9 protein-coding genes are annotated in these 13,813 nt (G+C 52.8%); all 9 read right to left on the minus strand.

The window, feature by feature from the left end:
* Nucleotides 1-11: 11 nt before the first annotated feature.
* Complete coding sequence (locus H9Q13_RS04255) at nt 12-659, minus strand: OmpA family protein (protein WP_191182478.1); 648 nt, start codon at nt 657-659, stop codon at nt 12-14.
* A gap of 5 nt (nt 660-664) precedes the next feature.
* Nucleotides 665-2,437 carry a hypothetical protein gene (locus H9Q13_RS04260; protein ID WP_191182479.1) on the minus strand — a complete coding sequence of 591 codons (1,773 nt, stop codon included), beginning with the start codon at nt 2,435-2,437 and terminating at the stop codon, nt 665-667.
* Between the two features lie 58 nt (nt 2,438-2,495).
* The gene (locus H9Q13_RS04265) at nt 2,496-3,407 is read right to left on the minus strand and encodes a hypothetical protein (protein ID WP_191182480.1); all 912 of its coding nucleotides are present in this window, start codon (nt 3,405-3,407) and stop codon (nt 2,496-2,498) included.
* A 120-nt stretch (nt 3,408-3,527) separates the two neighbouring features.
* The gene (locus H9Q13_RS04270) at nt 3,528-6,992 is read right to left on the minus strand and encodes an acetate and sugar kinases/Hsc70/actin family protein (protein ID WP_191182481.1); all 3,465 of its coding nucleotides are present in this window, start codon (nt 6,990-6,992) and stop codon (nt 3,528-3,530) included.
* A 185-nt stretch (nt 6,993-7,177) separates the two neighbouring features.
* Nucleotides 7,178-8,629: a hypothetical protein gene (locus H9Q13_RS04275; RefSeq protein WP_191182482.1), complete on the minus strand. Its 1,452-nt coding sequence runs from the start codon at nt 8,627-8,629 to the stop codon at nt 7,178-7,180.
* A gap of 2 nt (nt 8,630-8,631) precedes the next feature.
* Nucleotides 8,632-9,045 carry a hypothetical protein gene (locus tag H9Q13_RS04280; RefSeq protein ID WP_191182483.1) on the minus strand — a complete coding sequence of 138 codons (414 nt, stop codon included), beginning with the start codon at nt 9,043-9,045 and terminating at the stop codon, nt 8,632-8,634.
* Nucleotides 9,046-9,050: 5 nt separating this feature from the next.
* Nucleotides 9,051-10,403, minus strand: coding sequence for a hypothetical protein (locus H9Q13_RS04285; RefSeq protein ID WP_191182484.1), 1,353 nt, complete (start codon nt 10,401-10,403; stop codon nt 9,051-9,053).
* 497 nt (nt 10,404-10,900) lie between these two features.
* Nucleotides 10,901-12,301 (minus strand): M16 family metallopeptidase, encoded by a 1,401-nt coding sequence (locus H9Q13_RS04290; protein ID WP_191182485.1) that lies wholly within the window; start codon nt 12,299-12,301, stop codon nt 10,901-10,903.
* Between the two features lie 6 nt (nt 12,302-12,307).
* Nucleotides 12,308-13,747: a M16 family metallopeptidase gene (locus H9Q13_RS04295; RefSeq protein ID WP_191182486.1), complete on the minus strand. Its 1,440-nt coding sequence runs from the start codon at nt 13,745-13,747 to the stop codon at nt 12,308-12,310.
* Nucleotides 13,748-13,813 lie beyond the last annotated feature (66 nt).

Genomic DNA, 13,813 nt, shown 5'->3' on the forward strand with positions numbered 1-13,813 from the left:
TGTTTTTGGGATTAATCGCCTAGCGTGCCCACTTTCGGGAGGATCTGGATCACGAAGCGGCGATCCCGGATGTCGCCTGTTCTGCCGGCACCCTCAAAGCCGCTGCCCGCAGCCACCAGTTCTATCTGGTCTTTCGGGAATTTGATACCGGATCGTTGCCAGAATTTCATGAGCGCAACCGCCCGTTTATAGCTCAGCTCCAGGGCATATTCCCGCTCGGTGATGTTGCGTGGATCGCCTTTGGGGTAACTGGCAGCCCGCCCGTCTATCACAATGAGGTATTTCACCTCTTTATCGTCAATGGAGTTAATGACTTGGCTCAGGTTCTCGCCGGCCCGGCGGAGCGGTGCCAATGCCCGCTGCGGTATCTCGGCGCGGCTCTGCTCAAATAGTACATCGACCAGCAATTCGTGCCGCTTGTGCTGCTCGTTGTATTGAAAGTACCGGTCATCTAAGCGACTCAAAGCCGATTTTATCTCGTCCAGCTTTTTCTTTTCTTCCAGCTCTACCTCCAGCCTTGCCAGGGTGTGCTGGTTTTCCATTGCCTTGTCCTGGAACATTTTGAAGCTCAGCACAAACAGCACCAGCATCACCAGAAAAAGCACTGTCATCAGGTCGACGTAGCTGGGCCAGAAAAAGTCTCTGCTTTCCTTGCTCATGGCGCCTACCTCTTGTTATTTTGGCTGGTGCCGAACAACTTTCCTAAAGCGGCCCGCAGAGGACCAGGTTCAGCGGCTTTCATCACATTGACGTTCAGGATGTGCAACTGACGCAGCAGTTGCTGCTGTACCTGGGCATCGGCCTCTAATTTTTGCAACAGACGCTCGTTCGTCTGCCTGATCTCACCGGTGAGCTGCTGCTGGTTGCTGTTCAGTTTTTTCTGTTCCTCCTGCAGGTTCTCGAACGGGCGCATGTAGTCGAGTATGCGATCGTATACATTGTCCTCGTTTAGCCTTCTGAAGTGTTCCTGCCATTTTTCGTAGGCGTTTTGGGCGTCACGTTCCTGGTGTTGCAGCCTGGCCTCCATTAGGTCGGTCAGCTTTAGGGCCGCCTTATCGAAATACTGCTCCACCCGTGCGGCAATATTGTTGAGGTCCTGCTCATGGCGACCAAAAAACTCAACCTGCCGCTGAATGGATTCGTCGTGCTTTTGCAAATAACCCGGTACCTGATCGAAGCCCTCCTGCAAGCCCGTGAGCCTGCTCAGCACCTGTTCAATATTATGCGTCAGTTCGCCACCCTTCTGCACCGATTCGTTGAGGGCCACCTGGTATTGTATAAAATTCTGAAACAACTGTTCGCTTTCCTTCAGCTTATCAAACACCTGCAAGTTGGCGTTGGCCATTTGCGTGAAGCCGATCTCATCCAGTTTGTGAATGAACTCCTTCTGCGTGCGGATATTCTCAGAGAGTGACTCCACAATGGGCCGGAAGCCAAGCACCTTGTCTAGGAAATCCTTGTTGAACGAATCGAGCACAGACTTGAGGTTACCCAGGCTGGCGGCCATGTCGGAGTTTAGTTTGGGCAGCAGATTGGTCTGCAGGAAGGTATAGTAATCGTTTTGATACCTATCGCGGGTGCTGCGGGCGTTCTTGAGGTGATGATTGCCAAGCAGGGTGAGCAACAAGCCGAAGAAGCTACCCGTCATGGCAATGAGCACACCGAAAAGAAAGCTCGGAATATTCTGATCTGTGATAAAAGAGGAACCCACGGCTATACCTTCTTCGGGAACTTCAGCTGTCACAAGTCCGGTAAAAACCAGGCTGGACAAACCAATGATCACCCCCGAAAAAGTCCCCAACAAGCCCACATACAAAGGGGTGGCAATAGTCGACTGTACTTCATTGTCCATCGCCTCGGAATAGCGCTCGGCCACGTCCTTCAGAATGTTAAAGTCAGCGGCCGCTCCCTTATTACACCGCAGGTACTGGTTGGTGCTTTTGATGATCTTGCTGAAAGTCTCGGAAGGCTGCTGTACCTCTATCAGATCGGTGGTACCCGTGCCTTTGCCGCCTGACGATGCCGTAGTGACGAGCGCCTCAGGATCACCGGAAACCGGATGCAGATTGCCGGCACTCAGTAGCCTGTCAAACTTCTCCAAAGAGAGGGTATACCTGGGCACAGGTCCGCCCTTTGCCTCTACCTGCAGGGTATCACCCTCTACCGCAACAATGCGCTTCACCACTGGATTGGAGGGCATGTACTCCCGGAATGGCTGTCCGTTGAGCAGGGCCAGCCTGAGATTTTCCGGGCTTTTGCCAGGTATAGTTTTCGCCTCCGGCTGTTCCAGCACATGCTCCCGGAGGGAAAGCCGGTCTTCGGAAGGAAAAAGCTCCGCTATGTTTCTGATCCTGCTGCGGGTGCCCCTGTAGACAAACAGTTGGTAGCCCAGGATGCCCAGGATGAGAATCGCCTCGAAAATAAATATACCTTCCATGTGAATGTGTTGCTACCAAGGGGCAAAAGTGCTCTCCTAGGTATAGCGAATGTGTGTGTTATCTGAAATCGATCCGTGCTTTCTCTTCTATTTTCCAGCCGTTGCCCACACGAGACAATACGCCGTCGCCTTGCAACACCACCTGGCTCACCATGCGGTTGGATGGTTTTTCGAAAGCAAAGGCATTTTCCAGCCGGTCTATACCCTGTGAGATCACAAAAGCGTGGTTGCCGGACAGGTTGAAGCGGTAGCGTGTTCTGTTGCTGCCTTCTGTTGGGGCGTCCACTTCGATGTAGCTGTCGGAGTCAGGCTGCTGTTGGAGCTGGTGCTGGCGGATGACACCGTCCTCCGGAATGATCGCGTATTTTTTACCGGAATGTTCGGGCTCAGGCTGCGTAACCTGGTTAGCGGTGGTCGTTTGCTGGCCAGAGGCTGCCTGTTCCAGCTCTTCCAACAGGTCACCTCCTACTATTTCCAGGTTAACGGGTTTTGACGCAGGCCGCTGTTGCTCAGATTGGCCGGTTTCATCGTTTCTTTTTCTGTCCATCGGTTCGTTGCGTCTTCTGTTTTCTTTCTTGCGGCGAGGCTCGCCGGGTTGCGTTTCATCCTCACGCTGAGATTTTCTATCCTGCTGTCGCTCTTTCGGCTGATTTTCCCGTGGCTGCCTTTCCTGCGGTTGATTCTCGCGGGGCTGGCGGTCGCGCTGCCTTTGGCGCGGTTCACGTGTCTGTTCCTGCTCTTCCTGACGCGGTTTGTTTCTGCGACCAGACTCACTGGTTTCGTCTGTCGGTCGTTTGCTCCTGCTGTTGCCCCCTTCCAGCCTCCTGAGCCTTTGCTCCAATAAAGTATTTTTCTCTTTCAGCTGCTCGATCCGTTTGCCAAGCATCCGGTGAGAAGTACTGGCTCTCAGAAATGCGAAACCGGCACCCACTAAGGCGATCAGGCTGATGATAATGGAAATTGTATTCATATAGCAGTGCTGTTAATTTTCAATGTTGGTTTGAGAAGTAGATGATTCACTTTTAAAAAGCCTGACCACCACTTCCTGTTGAACGTGGTGGCCGGGGCAGGTATAGCGTTAACACTAAAATTATGAAATAGCACTCACCTGGGACTGCTGACGATAGAGTTCTTTCGACAAGAGGTAGAGCGACTGTTTGAGTGGCATGAAGAACATGGTCTCGTGCAACTGCTCGCGGTCCGTCAGGCCACGCACGGTATCCTCCAGAATCATGGTATAGCTGTCCTGCAGGTTCATGCGCATGAACTCCAGTACCTTCATCGGGTCTACTTCCACTCCCATCGAGCGCATCAGCGGCGACACGTCCGGGTCGTCTAGCAGTAACTCCAGGCAAGCCATTACATTGTCCATCACCTCCTGGCGCAACTCGCCCGTGATTTGGGTTTTAGTTACCGGCGTGAGTGCCTCGTCCATTTTAGCAGACCCCGTCGGGCGCATGATCGGAATGTTGGTCAGGTCGTTGAGGTCGGTGCCTTCCAACGCCATGGCACCGCCATTGGCCGTCACCTGCTTCGGATTGTCTACCAGCACCAGTTTGAAATTAGCCGGTGGCTCCTGCCCCGTCACTTTATGGAAAATGGCTTTGGCGTAGCGCTCCACATTCGACAGATTATTCCCTGCGCTCAGGAGCTTGATGTACAAGCTACCGCGGCCACTGAAGGAGATATACCTTGGCACTTTCACATCCAGCTGCTGCACGAGCTGCGCCAGGTGGTACATGAGCGAACCGAAGTGCAGGTAGAACATGAGTCGCAACTGGCGGGCCTGCAATAACTGCTGGCTGTAGTTCAACTCCTTGTCGTAATTGAACAGCAAGCTGCTGATGTCGGCAGAGTTGAAATCCGGGTTATCCAGGGCCGTCTCCAGGAACTTGCGGTACTCGCGGCCTTCCTCTGTCAAAGGTATACGCAGCACATGATCCACACCGTACTGCAGCAGGCCGTTGTCCTTGCTGGTCTTCACGGTTGCAAAACCATCACCCCACAAATCGTTGCCGGCGAAGCGGAAAGATGAGCTGTGCGAAGGCTTTCGGTTGGTGAACAACAGCACGTCCGTCGTGCCGCCTCCGATATCTACGTTGATCAGGTTCTCATCCTGGCTCGGCACCACGGCTCCCGTTCTGGACAGGAAGTAAAACGGCGCTACCGACTCAGTAATGCAAACCGTGGTCCTGTTATTCTTAAAGACGTTGTTGTACACCGTGTCCCACACATTCTGGAACATGTTGCGTGAATACTCATCGAAGCTCAAGGGCGCAAACCACACGATCTTGGTGCTGGCAATGTTGCCGTTGTTCAAGGCGACCTTGTTGCGGATAAGCAGCATGATCTCGGTAAAGAAAGCCTCTATGCGACGCTTACCAGTATTAGTCAGCGTTTCGCTCCACTTCAGATCGGTATGATAGGTCTGTCTGTACTGGTCCTGGTGCGTCCCCTCTGTGTTAATGGAGAAACCAATGTTGATGTTCCCAAACAGGTTGGTGATCTGGTTTTCGAAGTCGATGGACTCGCAGGTAGCCGTGCGCGTCGGGAAATTGTAAAGGGAGTCGCCTGACCCGATGAGCAAAGGTATAAACTCACGCTTGAGCAAAGTCTCCACAGCGAACAAACGGCCGAAGCCGCGCTTATGGAAGCGCTGGTAGTCGGTCAGGGCCGGATCGTCGGACGGCTTGTTGAGCATGACCAGTTGCTGGTCGTTAGCCGTGATATTGAACTCACGCGGCGCCTGGTTCGGACCGGAGGTATAGGCAATGTGCGTATTGGATGTACCGAAGTCGACGGCAAAGGTAAAGTTGTGTATACCTTGTTGCAGTTCCTGGAACTTCGGTACGATAAGCGCCTTGCCCGTGAAGTCAACGCCGGCGTGGGTGAATTCGGCAAAGTCGAAATGCGTGCCGCGTACCTCATAGTAAGTACTGCCCGCGCTGCTGTTGCTCTTCTTGGTGCGTTTGTGCGCCGTGGCGGAAATGATGCCGGCTCCTGCCTCCAACTGTTTGCCGCCCGCAAAGAAACTAAGCGAATGGTTGCGGTTCACCAGCAGCGGGTCGATGTCCTCGTCCACCAGCATCACTTTATAGAAGTCGTTGTACTGTGCCGCGTCCGTGAACTTGAAGAACGGGAACACGCCCAGTCCGATCCTGGATTTGAGGATGTGCCCTTTCTCCGGAATCACGTTACCGTGCGCGTCTTTGGAATTGAGCGGATTGTCGTAATAGCTGCGTTCGTATACCACATCGCCTTTCTCGGTGGGCACGCGCAGCGTCACCCTAACATGGTTCACATCGATATGGAAAGTCAGGTGATTGGCCAGGTCCTGCGCTGTGAAGAAATCAAAATACAGGTTCGTGATCGGCAGCAGGTAGTTGAAGTATTTCTCCGTCACGCCTGGCTGGTAGACCACCGTGCCACTGTAGAAGCGATCGGTGTTCACTTCGTAAGGCACCTGCACCAGCGTTTCCTGCAGCAGGTCGTTGATGGTCAGGTATGGGTAGTTAAAACCAACGCCCGGCAGCGAACGGTTCTCCAGTGGTTTCTCATCCGCATAACCAACTACCGTATTCACCGGCCAGGCCAGGTTGTTGACATACTTGATGTTCGGGGCCAGTCGCAGGTCCGGCTTGAGCACGATCGGACGTTCACCTGCAAAACCGGTATGGGTCGGACGAATGAATAGGTCGCTGCTTGTCACGGCGGTCTGGTCCTTTTTCACCAAGAAATTGATATGGCCCACATGGACTGGGTTTTGCTGGAAATCTACTAACTGCAGGTATTCTGAGGCAATGGCGCCTTGTCCCACAGCCCCCGCCATGTTGATGTTGCGTAGCAGGTTTTCGTCCAGCGCATTGTACACCGCCGGAAAAGCTTGGATCATGGCAGGGTTGGAAACGAACAGTTTGTGCACGTACTCCTTGAAATCACGCTCCCGGTCCTCCAGCGACACATAGTTATGATCGAAGTAAGTGCCGATGTTCTGCGCCCGGTTGATGCCTAAAGGCCGCACATTGGGCGCCACAAAAAGAAAAGTCAAAGGCGAAGTTCCGCCGATCAGCTGCAACTGTCGCTCTCCACGGGGGTCGGTTGACTCAAAGAAAATCAGGAAGATATCCTCTATACCTTGGAATCGGCTGTCGTTCATGAACAGCTCCAGCGTCCGGCCCAGCAGATTGGTGTTCGGATTGGACTGCATGGCCCCCAACTGCTGGTGCTTGTTCCAGCGGCGAATAACGATCTTGTTACCAGCCTGGGCATAGCTCTGGTGGTTATAAAGCAGCTCCCACAAATCCCAGAAATGCGTCACAAACTTGTGGTAGATCGTGTTCGTGCCTGAGCCACCCACGCCACGTTTTACAAAGTCGAAGGCGGTTTCGAAGAGGTGCATACGGGCGAAAGGCGTCGGTATGGATGCGTTTATCTTAAGCGCCCTCCCTCCTGAGCCATCGGTGATATCTTTGATCTCGGTGCTGGTGATCTGGCTGGTCTTGGCCCAGCCCTCCACGTTTGATCCGGTTTTATGAAGTCGAAGTACTTTCGGCATGTTTGTTTTGTTAAAGAATGTTGTAGAGTATGGCTACCAGCCCTCGCTCGCGTCCCGCGAGTGTGAGCAATTTTGCGGACTCCGGCCGCTTGGTTTGTACCTATTGGTACAAGTGGCGTAACGCCACCCGATAACGCATACTCGCGGGACGCGAGCGAGTGCTATTATCAGTATAAATCCTGATCCTAACTGTATTTCAGCTTCTCCTCCACCAGCCTGTCGGTGGCAGCCTCGAAGGCTTTGATGGTGGCCTTGAAAGCGTCTCGGTCGGAGATGGATTCGGATGCACGGTTGAGTTCCTTTACAAAAGAACCCTGGTGTATTCCTTTGTTCAGGAAACCTGTCTCGATCTGCTTGTCAGACACCATGCGGTTGAAGTCTGTCTCATTCAGGTCGAGCGCTGCGAATGTTCTTTCCTTACGGCCCAGTTCACGCAGCCAGGCCTGATAACCAAAATCCGGGTTCGTCAGAAACTTATTCAGCTCCTTAAAAGCCGGATCGTTGCGCACGGCGCTGCCCAGGTCCACGCTCTTGGCATATGCCGCCTGGGTATCGTCTGGCAGGTGCTGGGTATAGTAGCGTTCAAAATAATGGAAACGGATGAGCTGCGTAGCGATACGGTCACGGGTTTCGCTGTCGAGGTGCGAGAACTGCACGTTGCTCACATCCTCTCGCAAACCGTACTCATGGAATACCTCATTCCCCTCCAGTTCATTGTCGGAGTAGTCCATAAAGTCTACGATAGCCAAGGCACTCAGAAGTTCCACCAGGTGCGCATCGTTCTTCTGGCTGGCGCGGCCCGGGTTATTCTCCATCGGTTTGTCCGGCGCATCACCCATGTAGTACACGGCATTCACCCCGTTGAGGTGGTGCTGGTAATAGGACAGCGCGTCTTTCGCCTTGGTAGTAAAAGTGTTCGAATCGATGAAGTCGGCCTCTACTCCTGCCGCTGGTTGCTCCAGCGAGAAGTATGGCAGCACCACCATCGCACCAGTTAGTGCTGTGTTCAGGCTGGCTGCGTTAGGCAGGCTAGTGCGTGAATCCTTGAAGTTTTTGAGCAGAAGCGGGAAACCAGCTGCGCCTGTTCCTCCGAAGATCGAACTCACAAAGAAGATACGATCGCCTGCCTGGAAGTTCGAGGCAAAAAAACGCATTTCCGGGGAATCAATGATCTCGTTGAGCACCACGCTCCCCACGTTGGGACTACCACGGAAGCCCACATCCAGGCTATTGTTCAGGTTCTCCGGCGTAAAAAGGAGATCGATCATGGCCTGGCTGTCTACGTCGAGCTGGTTGTAGCCCACATGGTCTTTGAAGGGTTTGTTGATCCCCCCGAAGTCATACACAAAACTATCACGAATCTTGGCATTTCCGTCTCCGGCTATGCTGGAGAGCGTACTGATATCGGTATGGAAGAAGCCGTCTTCGCGGCGACCCAGCGAGTCGTGTAGATGCTTGTAGGTTTTGAGCAGTTCCACGGTGCGGTTCATGTCGCCGTTCTGCGTGTCCGGGTCGATAATGATCGGCACTATCTTATCACAGTTCTCAACCTTAACACCGGCTGCCATCAACATCACCAGGGAGCGGATAACACGGGAGCCCGTGCCACCAATTCCGAATACAAAAAGCTTTGCCATAATTATTTTTTATTGGGCCACTTCATCGGGGTTGTCCATGCCTGCACAGAGCCCCTTTTGAGTAGAATAGAGAAAAGAAAGAAAAGAATCAGACTGTAAATCGTGTTCACGAAAGCAAACATGTAGGTATAGGAGTGAGTCTCGATACCGTTGCTGCTCACCTGCACAATGGGGATGATAAAAGCGATCACCGCATTCAGCAACAGAAACATTACCCAGTGCTGTGTTTTGTACAGCCCGGTGCTCAACATGCGGTTCAGTACATAATAATAGATGAGCACAATGGCCAGGGTGATGATGAAAAGCTGAAGTCCGGTGTTGGGGAAAACCACTTCGCGGTAGTCGTTGGTGAAGTTGGCAGGTATAGGACGGCCCAGAAAGAGCTCATACAGCCCTGAGAAGAAGTTTTGGATCATAAGGGTTAGTCTGCTTTATTGAATTGCACGGTTACGTTAAAAATATTGTCGCTCTGGTCGCGGTACAGGGCCTGCACGCCATCCATGATTTTCGTCAACTGGTAGGTTCTGCCAGGCTCCGCTATCGGGTTGTTGTCGTTCTCGGTTGACCACGACTTGATCCAGGCTGGGTATACGTGCGGCAACTGAATGTAGACAGAACCCGTGTTAGCTGTGAGCTGTGGCACCCGCACCCGCACAAAGTGGGTATAGCCGGAAAGCTCCGGTGTGGCTTTTATACCTTCGTCAGCCAACGTCAGATTTGCCAAAGACGCCCGGCAGCCGTTTCCGAGCACTTTGAGGTGCTGCTTCAGGAAGTCCATGCGCTGCAGGCTGGCTGGCAATGCACTCAGGTCCAGCCCCACCGTGAATTCCACCGGCTCTTTTGCCTGTGGCTGCAGATTGACAGCGGTGCAGGGATCGGCGTTGCGGCTGCTGCAGTAAACGATTCCGGCCGGCTTGAAACTTCCGGTTTTGAGTAGGGCCGAATAAGGTATCGCGTTGTATTCGAAACCAAAATAGGCCTGCTGCTTCGGCAAATCCCGGAATACCTTGTTGATGACCACCTGCACTTCCGGCTGTTTGCCGATCACCCAGGTATAGAACGGAATTTGTTCCCCTTTCAGTGTCCTGCGCACTTCCGGCTTTTTCACTGCCGGGTGGTAGGTTCCATGGAAAGCGGAGACGTCGCCTAGTACGGCAACCACCAGCCCCTGCCGTTCCGCCTCACGCAACGCACTGCGGATGTCCGAATCCAGGGACAAAAACTGCCCCTGATCGCTGGGACCGTGTATAAAGTCTGAGATGATCACGCTGACTGAGCCGTGATCGATGGATTGTTGCAAGGCGGCACGCAGCATGTCCGGCAGCGGCGTACCGCGCACGTCGTCCTGAATACCACTCACAATGTAGCTTTTCATGGTGCTGTAGGAAACGCTGTCGAGCACTGGCTTTCCTTTTGCGTCCTCCTTAGCCAGGTAAAAGGCTTTTTGATCCACGTAGCGGCCATCCTGCACCTCCGAAATCAGCTTGTTCAGGCGACTCTGAAAGGCAGTCGCCTCTTTGCCGGCAACCGAGGCAGGCATGAATCCCTTCATCCCGTTCGAGATCTCCAGGTATACGTCTACGTTGACAAGGGAGGGAGTGCTGTTTTGGGTTGTACTGACAGGGCCTCTTACCTGTGGGCCGCTTGGAGGGGAAGTGGTTTCTTGCGGCTCTTGCGCCTCGTCGGCATTTTGTTTTGTATAACAGCCGGACAGAACGAGGACAAGGCCTAGCCATAGGAAGAGGGTACCGCTAATCGACTTTTTTTGGAGCATGCGTTATAGTATTATAAGCATTGGGCATTACTGCGGAAACAGGTATAAGGTTTTCAAGCCTTCACCATTGAACTGGATAAATGTTCAGCTGCCCCGTATTAACGAACAAGTTAACGATTAAGATACGAATAACAGTATATAAGCATATAGTGTTATGCAATAAATTAAGCTCTAACACCGCTTTGGGGCTCGCAGGACTGTTTTTTTTAACGCAATCCCATGGGCGATGTTCCTTATACAACTCTCAGCACTTAAGAAGATGAAAAAAAATCAATTATTTTCTAACAATTCATAACCTGTTGCCAGCCAGCGCCGTATAAAAGGATGGCTAAAAGTTGAAAAGTTTATTGTTAGAATTAATCTTTTCAATAGAAGAACAGGTCCTTTACGAAGGGCCTGTTCTTTTTTTTGCCCTTTCCAATGCACACACAGAAACAGCCGCCCTACACGAGGACGGCTGTTTCTGATTATTATATAACGCTTATAAACTTTAATTTCTAAAGCGGGTTTTTCATCAGCTCTGACTGAAACTTCTTTAATTGTGAATCGATTTGCTTACGGTCACCTACAACGACCAAGGTCATGTCTTTGGGACGGATATATTTCTGGGTAGTTTGCTGTACCTGCTGCGGGGTGATGGCATGGATGTGCTGCACCTGATTGGTGAGGAAGCTCTCGGGCAGGCCGTGCAGATCCAGGAAGCTTAGCTGTGAAATAATGCCATTCGGAGAAGAATTCCGCAGCACAAACAAACCTGCTTCATAGTTCTTGATGCCTTCCAATTCCTCGGCGGTTGGCGCCTCTTTTCCCAGCCGACTGATCTCGCGCACGATCTCCCGCAACGAGTTACCGGTATGCTCCGTGGTTACGTCGGCCACCTGTGCCCAATCCCCTACCTTATAGCGGGCAGCGAGCGAACTGTATGGGGAGTAGGTATAGCCTTTGTCCTCGCGGATGTTGCGGGTAATGCGGGAACCGAAGGAACCACCCAGCAGCGAGTTCGTGACACGCAGCGCCATATAATCCGGATGCGAAGGGTCTACCACCGGCAAGCCGAACACAATGGTAGACTGCGGTGCCCCCGGTCGGTCCACCACGATCATGTCACCTTTGGTAACAGGTTTGGCTACCGGTATTTGAGGTTCCGGCCCTTTGTTCCAATCGCGCAACGTAGACGAAATGGCTTCTTTCATGGCACCAGCATCAAACTTACCGGCGACGTATACGTTGGTGCGGTCGGCCCCGAACTGCTTCTGGTAAAAGTCACGCAACTGCTCCAGCGTATACTGATCGATCTCGGCATCGGTCGGCAATTTCCGGCCATACGGATGATTCGGGTATAGCACCGCTCTGTACTTCTCCTGCGCCTGAGCACCAGGCTGTTGCCGCTGCAGGTTCATCTGACGCTTGAAGTCATTTTTCACCCGGGCCAGCTCCGACTCCGGAAAGGCCGGGTTCTTCACCAGGTCGGCCATAATCCCGATCAGCTCCGGGCCATACTCCGACAGCACGGAACCCGAAATCCAGGTTTGGTTGGGGCCAACACTGACATAGAGCGACCCGCCCAGTCTGGCCACCTCCTCCGCCAACTGGCGGGCATTGCGGGTAGCGGTGCCTTCCTGCAGCAGGTTGCCCACCATATCGGCCAGCCCGTTCTGATTTTCGGTTTCGTGCACGTTGCCTACCTCCACAACCATGCTCACCGTTACTTTGGGCACTTCCCCGTAAGGCACCATGGTGGCGGTCAGGCCATTTGGCAAATCGAACTGCTGCTTGGCTGGCAATTTAAAATCCTTTGGGTCTCCTCCTGATGGGGGGGCTTGCTTTTGGGCAGTGGCTATACCGGCCTGTAGGGTCAGCAACACGCCAAGTGCTAGTTTAAATATCTTTTTGTTCATAACAGATTAGCTTTTTGCCTGTGGGTTTACAAGTAAAACAGTACGGTTCGTTGGGCGTAGGTACTCCCTGATCGTCTTTTGAAGCAATTCCGGGGTCACTTTCCTGAACTCAGCCTCGAGTTGGTTGATACGAGCCGGGTCGTTGTCGAAAAGAGCGAAAGATGCCAGCAGGTCGGCCCTCCCGAAACCGGACATCTGGCTCAGCTGATCGTAAAGTGACGAGCGCATTTTAACGATGGCCAGTTCCATGAGCTCCTGGCTTATACCTTCCTGCTGCAGCTTCTGTATTTCCATATCCAGCACGTTTACAATTGAATCAGCTGCCACGTCCTTATCATGGATCAGGCTGCCCATCCAGAGCATGGGGCCGTTATAGTTGAACATGTTCCCCAGGAAAGCGTTGATCCCCCCATCCACAGACCCGGTGTAGCCCCGCTCCTGCACCAGCGCCTGGTACAAACGACTGTCATTGCCCTGCAGCAGAATCTGATCCAGCAGGCCCATGGCATAGTACTCGGGGGAGTTGCGCTCGGGCATATGGTAGGCGAAGGCCAGCGCCGGACGGGTAGCCAGCTTATCGTCTTTGGTGAAGCGCTGCTCCTTTTCCTGGCGCGGCTCGGTCAGGTTAGCGGGTTCGGGCAAGTTGCCGGACGGTATGCTGCCAAAGTACTGCTGCATCCAGGCCTTCGCCTGCTCCGATTCAAAGTCGCCGACCACGACCACCACCGCATTGTTGGGCGAGTAAAAAGTGTCAAAGAAAGACTTTACATCCTCGAGGCTGGCAGCGTCCAAATCCTCCAGGTCGCCATAGAAGTTGTGGGCGTTGTACCAGTTTTTGTTGGCGTACTGCGGCATGTCCAGCCAAGGGAAACCACCGTAGGGCTGGTTGAGCACATTCACCTTCACCTCATTTTTCACCACCCCCTGCTGGTTGGTCAGGTTCTCCTGCGTGATATTGAGTCCTTTCATGCGGTCAGCCTCCGCCCAGAGCATGGTCTCCAGCTTGTGCGCCGGCACGATCTCAAAATAGTTGGTGAAGTCGAAGCGGGTACTGCCGTTCAGGATGCCACCGTTCTTCTGTACCAACTGTATGAACTCCATCTTGCCCAGATTCTCGGAGCCCTGAAACATCATGTGCTCAAACAGGTGTGCAAAACCCGTGCGGTCCTTTGGCTCTATTCGAAAACCGATGTTATAGTACACGGCTACCGTCACCAATGGGGCTGTCTTGTCAGGTGAGAGCACGACTTTCAGGCCATTGTCGAGGGTGTAGTAATCCACCGGTATCTGATAAGAGTTCTCCACGGCGGGGTTGCTCGTCTCGGCAGTTGCTGTGCCGGTGTCCGAAGCAGTCGGAGTGGCTTGCTGACTGCAAGACCAGATGGACAGCAACAGCAGCCAAGCCCCATATTTTATAAGATTTTCATAAAAAACGGATTTCATCATGTGCTGAATTTTAGGTTGAAGTATGATTAAGCCTTGATTCAGAACTTTTTACGAAAGTAAGCTGAT

The organism is Pontibacter aquaedesilientis (genome assembly GCF_014773225.1).
In the GTDB taxonomy this organism is placed as follows: Bacteria; Bacteroidota; Bacteroidia; order Cytophagales; family Hymenobacteraceae; genus Pontibacter; species Pontibacter aquaedesilientis.

Coding starts and splice junctions, on each gene's coding strand:
- H9Q13_RS04280 (WP_191182483.1), bottom strand. CDS start 9,045: ATGATCCAAAACTTCTTCTCAGGGCTGTATGAGCTCTTTCTGGGCCGT.
- H9Q13_RS04295 (WP_191182486.1), bottom strand. CDS start 13,747: ATGATGAAATCCGTTTTTTATGAAAATCTTATAAAATATGGGGCTTGG.
- H9Q13_RS04285 (WP_191182484.1), bottom strand. CDS start 10,403: ATGCTCCAAAAAAAGTCGATTAGCGGTACCCTCTTCCTATGGCTAGGC.
- H9Q13_RS04265 (WP_191182480.1), bottom strand. CDS start 3,407: ATGAATACAATTTCCATTATCATCAGCCTGATCGCCTTAGTGGGTGCC.
- H9Q13_RS04255 (WP_191182478.1), bottom strand. CDS start 659: ATGAGCAAGGAAAGCAGAGACTTTTTCTGGCCCAGCTACGTCGACCTG.
- H9Q13_RS04270 (WP_191182481.1), bottom strand. CDS start 6,992: ATGCCGAAAGTACTTCGACTTCATAAAACCGGATCAAACGTGGAGGGC.
- H9Q13_RS04260 (WP_191182479.1), bottom strand. CDS start 2,437: ATGGAAGGTATATTTATTTTCGAGGCGATTCTCATCCTGGGCATCCTG.
- H9Q13_RS04290 (WP_191182485.1), bottom strand. CDS start 12,301: ATGAACAAAAAGATATTTAAACTAGCACTTGGCGTGTTGCTGACCCTA.
- H9Q13_RS04275 (WP_191182482.1), bottom strand. CDS start 8,629: ATGGCAAAGCTTTTTGTATTCGGAATTGGTGGCACGGGCTCCCGTGTT.